Genomic DNA, 5,611 nt, shown 5'->3' on the forward strand with positions numbered 1-5,611 from the left:
CTCGCCTTCATCCGCTGACGCCCCGGCTCCCCGGCCCTGACGCTCACTTTACGAACCCGCCACCCAGCCGGGCTCGGGGCTGTCCATCAATCCTTCGCTGAGATCCGGTCGCTCGATCTGCATTTGCGCGTGTATCGCCTGCAGCCGCGCCCAGTTCTCCTCATTCATCTCTTCCGCCAGCGCCCGCTCCGCCGCACGAAGCTCGGCTTCCAGCGTTATGGTCCGGCGATGCCGCGTCAGCACGTCGAGGAAGCCTTTTTCGGCCTCTTCATGCGACGCACCGGCCAGCGCGAACCGGTCGCCTTTAAGCGCCGCCCCGTCTTCCAGCCGCTGTGCTATATCCGCCAAATCCCTAGAAACCAAATGGTTCATCAACGCCTCTCTTTCAAGAGGCGCATTGAGCGCCGCTATATCTATGATTTCATTGCGTAATCTGTCAAGGCCCGCCGCCCGGATTTCAAGCCGCGAAAACTCCTCGCAATAGGCATGGAGCAATTCGGGGTGGTTGAGCATGACAAGAACCATCAGCCCTTCCATCTGCTGAGCCGCCCCGCCCTCGTTGCGCGCGAGCGCCGAACGGCGAAGCTCGGGCGTTACCGGCATGAGGCGCGGATCGCGCATGAAACGCTGGCCGGGCTTCCAGGGACGGTCGCGAAAATTGCCCGCGCCGCCGCCCTGACGGAAATTGCCGCGACCCTGCTTCGGGCCGAAGAGGCGCGAAATGCGACCGCGAAGCTCCTGCGCGTAATGGGCTTTGACCTTGGTATCGGCAATCTCGCCGATGACCTCTTCGATGCGGGCCTCAAGCGCGGCGCGGCGCTCCGGCGTGTCCCATGTGCCCGCCGAAACTTCCTTCTCCCAGACCATTTCGGCAAGGGGACGCGCCTGCGCCAGCACGTCGCGCATGGCATCGCCGCCCTCTTCGCGCACGAGATCGTCCGGGTCCTTGCCATTCGGCAGCAGCGCAAAGCGCAGCGAATGGCCGGGCTTCAGCAGAGGCAGCACGCGCTCCACGGCGCGAAAGGCAGCGCGAAGCCCCGCCTTGTCGCCGTCGAAACAGAGGATCGGTTCCGGCGCCATGCGCCACATCAAACCGATCTGGTCTTCGGTGAGCGCAGTGCCGAGCGGCGCGACGGCATTGTCGATGCCGCCCTGCGCAAGGCCGATGACGTCCATATAGCCTTCAACGGCAATCACCGTGCCTGCGTCATAGGCGGGCTTGCGGGCCTGATGAAGATTGTAGAGGCCGCGGCCTTTATGGAAGAGCGGCGTCTCGGGCGAGTTGAGATATTTCGCCTTCTGTTCGCTGTCGAGCGCGCGGCCACCGAAAGCAATCGTGCGGCCCCGCGCATCGGCGATGGGAAACATCAGGCGATTGCGGAAACGGTCAAAGGGCTCGGAAACATCCGGCCCTGAAATGATGAGACCGGCTTCGGCCATCTGCTCGATGCTGACGCCCTTGAGCTTCAGATGCTTCAGCAATTGCGTCCGGTCGCTGCGATCGGAACCCGGCGAATAGCCAAGCCCGAAACGCTCGATGGTGTCGCGCCTGATGCCGCGGCGCTCGAGATAGGCGCGAGCTTCCGCCCCGGCGCCCGATTGCAATTTCTGGCGGAAGAACTCCGCCGCCATCTCCATGACATCGACAAGCGACGCGGCCTCGCGCTCGCGCTCGATATTGCGCGGATCGCGTTGCGGCATTTCCATGCCCGCCTCGCCAGCGAGACGCTCGACGGCTTCGAGGAAGGAGAGGTTCTCTACCTTTTCGAGAAACTTGATGACGTCGCCATGCTCGCCCGACGAGAAGCAATGCCAGAATTGTTTCTCGTCATTGACGGTGAAACTCGGGTTCTTCTCATTGGTGAATGGCGACAGGCCGACGAACTCGCGCCCGCGCCGGATGAGCTTCACCTTGCGCCCAACGACTTCCGAGACGCGGATACGCGCCTTCAACTCGTCGAGAAAGGACTTCGGGAAGCTCATTATTTTGCCGTCACAACAGGAGAAACCCCATTGTCGCATTTCGCCCCGGCGAAGGCGAGCGAAGCAAGAGGCAGCCCTGTGGATAAAATTGGCGTGCCTGCCCTGCCGCTAGAGCAAGGTCTGCCAGGTTCGGGAGTAAAGCTCCTCGATTTTCTGCGACAGGGGCCGCTCGTCCCATGTTTTGAGGTCGACCTTATGCGCTTGCGCCTGATCGTCGCGAAACATGGCCTCCAGCGCCCCCGCCCCGCTTGTACCGAGGACCACGGCATCGACCTCGTCATTGAAGAGGACGCTGCGCTGGTCGAAATTCGACGAGCCGACGACCATCCAGACGCCATCGATGACGGCGGTTTTGGAATGCAGAATCTGCCCCTGTATCTCGTAGATTTTCACGCCCGCTTCCAGCAGATCGGAATAATGCGAGCGCCCGACATTCAGCACCATTTCGGAATCGCTCTGGGAGGGCAGCAGCAAGCGCACATCGACGCCGCGCCGCGCGGCATCCATCAGATCTTTCTTCTCGTCATGCGTCGGCACGAAATAGGCGGCGCTGAGCCAGATGCTTTTCTCGGCGGTGCGGATCGCTGAAAGCAGCGTCACGTAATAGCGCGGGATCTCGTCGGAAGGCGTGCTGCCGAGAATGCGAACAAGCTCGCTGCCTTTCGATTGCTGCGTCGGATAGTAATCGGCAAAGGCAAGCGCGGGGCCTCGCTGCTCGTGCCAATGCTCGATGAAGAGCTTCTGCAACTGGGCGACGACCGGCCCCTCGATCTGAATATCCGTGTCGCGCCAATGCTGCGGCAAGCCTGTGGGTGTGCCTTCGGGTCGGTCCGACGGATGGCCGGGCGAGCGGCTCTGATAGGACTTGCTGAGATTGACGCCGCCGACAATGGCGAGCTTTCCATCGACGATCAAAATCTTGCGATGGTCGCGATCATTGATCGAATAACCGACCTTGGCCTTGAGCGGGTTCAGCGGATTGAACTCGACCGTCTGGACGCCCGCCTTGTGAAGACGATCGAAAAACGCGACAGGCGTCTCGCCCGATCCATAGCTGTCATAGATGATGTTGACGGTGACGCCTGCGGCACGCTTTGCAACGAGCAGATCGCCGAGCGCGACCCCGTCGCTCTCTACGTTTTCGAAGGTGTAATATTCGAGATTGATGTGATCCTTCGCCGCGCGAATGGCCGCGAATATGGCGCGGAACGTCACCTCGCCGTCGCGCAACACCTGGACATCATTGCCGGCAACGAGCGGGTTCTCGGCCACCGCCTGCTCGATGGCGAGATGGCGCTGCAATATGTCGACATCGTTGCCTCCGGTGCGAAGCTTGGCGAGCAATGCCTTGCTCGCCTCGGCGCTCAATGGCCCGCGCGCGCCGACGATCTGGGGCTTGGCCTTGCCGTTCACCGGCTGATCGACAATGCCGTCATATGAGGGAACGGAGGCGCAACCCGCAACCGCACAAAACCCCGCAGCAATGACAATGAGTTTGAACCCGCGCAAACGACCACCTCCAGCAGCGCATCATGACGCCAGAAGTCAAACGAAGCGGGGATGGGGAAGTTCCCGATTATCAGCCCGAAGGCGCGCCTGCCTAACCGAGCAGGCTTTTCACGACCGCGCCGGCCTTGCCGAAATCCAGTTGCCCGGCATAGCGCGTTTTGAGCAGGCCCATGACCTTGCCCATATCCTTGACGCTGGTGGCGCCGACTTCGGCCACCACAGCCTCAACGGCGGCCTTTGTCTCGGCCTCGCCAAGCTGCTTGGGCATGAATTCTTCGATGACGGCGATTTCGCCGCGCTCCTGCGCCACGAGATCGGCGCGGCCGCCCTTTTCGTAGATCTCGGCGGATTCGCGACGCTGCTTCACCATCTTGGTGAAAAGCTCCAGAATATCGGCATCCGGCACGCCATCATTGCGCCCGTCCGTGCGTGAAGCAATGTCGCGATCCTTGATCGCCGATTGCATGAGCCGGATGGTCGACAGGCGAAGCTTGTCGCCCGACTTCATCGCATCCTTCATCGCCTGCATGATCTGGTCGCGTAAGGCGGCGCTCATCGGGTCTCTCCTTTAAATGATGGCGCACAGGCTAAACCACGCCGCCTGCCCGCGCAAATTTGCCGCGCTCCGCAGGGCATCCCATAAAGCCCTGTATTTACTTGTTTATTTTCACCCGCGCTCAACTTGACGTGCGCGCGCCCATCCTTTAGCTTCCGCGAAATTCGACGGGAAACTGAGTCTGCCGAGCGGGACATGCGCGCCCCGATGCCGAATGGCGGACACTTCCTCCCCTGGAGTATCAATATGAAGGTGTCGACGAAAGCCGCCACGGAACGGCGCGTGCCTCAGGCCGCGCAGCGTCCCGTGAAGGAATCCGGCTGCGCCGCAGGGCCACACCTATGAGCACATATAAAAAAGCAACCGCGGTTCTCGTCCTCAAGGACGGTACGGTGATCGAGGGCTTCGGCCTCGGCGCAACAGGTGAGGCAGTCGGCGAAGTCTGCTTCAACACAGCCATGACCGGCTATCAGGAAATTCTGACGGACCCCTCCTATGCGGGTCAGATCGTCACTTTCACCTTCCCCCATATCGGCAATGTCGGCGCGAACGACGAGGACATCGAAAGCTCGAACCTCGCCGCCGCTTCGGGCATACGCGGCTGCGTGCTGCGCGCCGATGTGACCAACCCGTCCAACTATCGCGCCGCAAAGCACTTCGACCGCTGGCTGCGCGCGCGCGGCATCATCGGCATTTCGGGCATCGACACGCGGGCGCTGACGCGGCTGATCCGCGAAAAAGGCATGCCCGACGGCATCATCGCGCACCATCCCGACGGCGTGTTCGACATTCCCGCCCTTCTCGCCAAGGCCAATGCCTGGCCGGGACTGCTCGGCCTCGACCTCGCAAAAGAAGTCACCTGCGGCCAGAGCTATGGATGGGACGAGACGAGCTGGGTCTGGAACGAAGGCTATGGCCGCCTGACCTCGCCGAAATATCGCGTCGTCGCCGTCGATTACGGCATCAAGCGCAATATTCTGCGCGGCCTTGCCGGCGTCGGCTGCGACGTGACGGTGGTGCCCGCCAATACGAAGGCTGAAGAAATTCTGGCGCTGAAGCCGGACGGCATCTTCCTCTCCAACGGCCCCGGCGATCCGGCGGCAACCGGCGTCTATGCCGTGCCGGAGATCAGGAAACTCGTCGATAGCGGCAAGCCCGTTTTCGGCATCTGCCTCGGCCACCAGATGCTCGCCATCGCGCTCGGCGCGACGACCGAGAAAATGCATCAGGGCCATCACGGCGCGAACCATCCGGTGAAGGATTACACGACCAACAAGGTCGAGATCACCTCGATGAACCACGGCTTCACCGTGTCGCGCGCCTCGATCCCCTCCAGCGTCGAAGAAACCCACGTCTCTCTCTTCGACGGCACCAATGCGGGCCTGCGCCTCAAGGGCAAACCCGTCTTCTCCGTCCAGTACCACCCCGAAGCGTCTCCGGGCCCTCAGGACAGCCACTATTTGTTCGAGCGGTTCGTGAAGATGATGGAGGATGGGAAGTGATGGCGGCCGATCTTCAATCCCCTCCCCCCTTGAGGGGGAGGGGTAGGGAGGGGGGGTCCTC

4 protein-coding genes are annotated in these 5,611 nt (G+C 61.9%); 1 reads left to right on the forward strand and 3 read right to left on the reverse strand.

Annotated elements, in window-relative coordinates; translation table 11 throughout:
- Positions 1-48: 48 nt before the first annotated feature.
- The 3 genes from dnaG to WA943_RS10850 all read right to left on the reverse strand — a co-directional run bounded on the left by dnaG (position 49) and on the right by WA943_RS10850 (position 4,048).
- Entirely contained in the window at positions 49-1,983 is a 1,935-nt protein-coding gene (dnaG, locus tag WA943_RS10840; RefSeq protein ID WP_424469891.1) for a DNA primase, read from the reverse strand.
- A 108-nt stretch (positions 1,984-2,091) separates the two neighbouring features.
- Positions 2,092-3,492: a phospholipase D-like domain-containing protein gene (locus WA943_RS10845; RefSeq protein WP_424469892.1), complete on the reverse strand. Its 1,401-nt coding sequence runs from the start codon at positions 3,490-3,492 to the stop codon at positions 2,092-2,094.
- 91 nt (positions 3,493-3,583) lie between these two features.
- Complete coding sequence (locus tag WA943_RS10850) at positions 3,584-4,048, reverse strand: GatB/YqeY domain-containing protein (RefSeq protein WP_424469893.1); 465 nt, start codon at positions 4,046-4,048, stop codon at positions 3,584-3,586.
- A 341-nt stretch (positions 4,049-4,389) separates the two neighbouring features.
- On the opposite strand from WA943_RS10850, the gene carA reads away from it, so the two are divergent.
- Positions 4,390-5,550, forward strand: a complete 1,161-nt coding sequence (gene carA / locus WA943_RS10855; protein WP_424469894.1) for a glutamine-hydrolyzing carbamoyl-phosphate synthase small subunit — start codon at positions 4,390-4,392, stop codon at positions 5,548-5,550.
- The last annotated feature ends 61 nt before the right edge of the window (positions 5,551-5,611 follow it).

It is taken from the genome of Parvibaculum sp. (assembly GCF_049651025.1).
GTDB lineage: Bacteria > Pseudomonadota > Alphaproteobacteria > Parvibaculales > Parvibaculaceae > Parvibaculum.

Coding starts and splice junctions, on each gene's coding strand:
- dnaG (WP_424469891.1), bottom strand. CDS start 1,983: ATGAGCTTCCCGAAGTCCTTTCTCGACGAGTTGAAGGCGCGTATCCGC.
- WA943_RS10850 (WP_424469893.1), bottom strand. CDS start 4,048: ATGAGCGCCGCCTTACGCGACCAGATCATGCAGGCGATGAAGGATGCG.
- carA (WP_424469894.1), top strand. CDS start 4,390: ATGAGCACATATAAAAAAGCAACCGCGGTTCTCGTCCTCAAGGACGGT.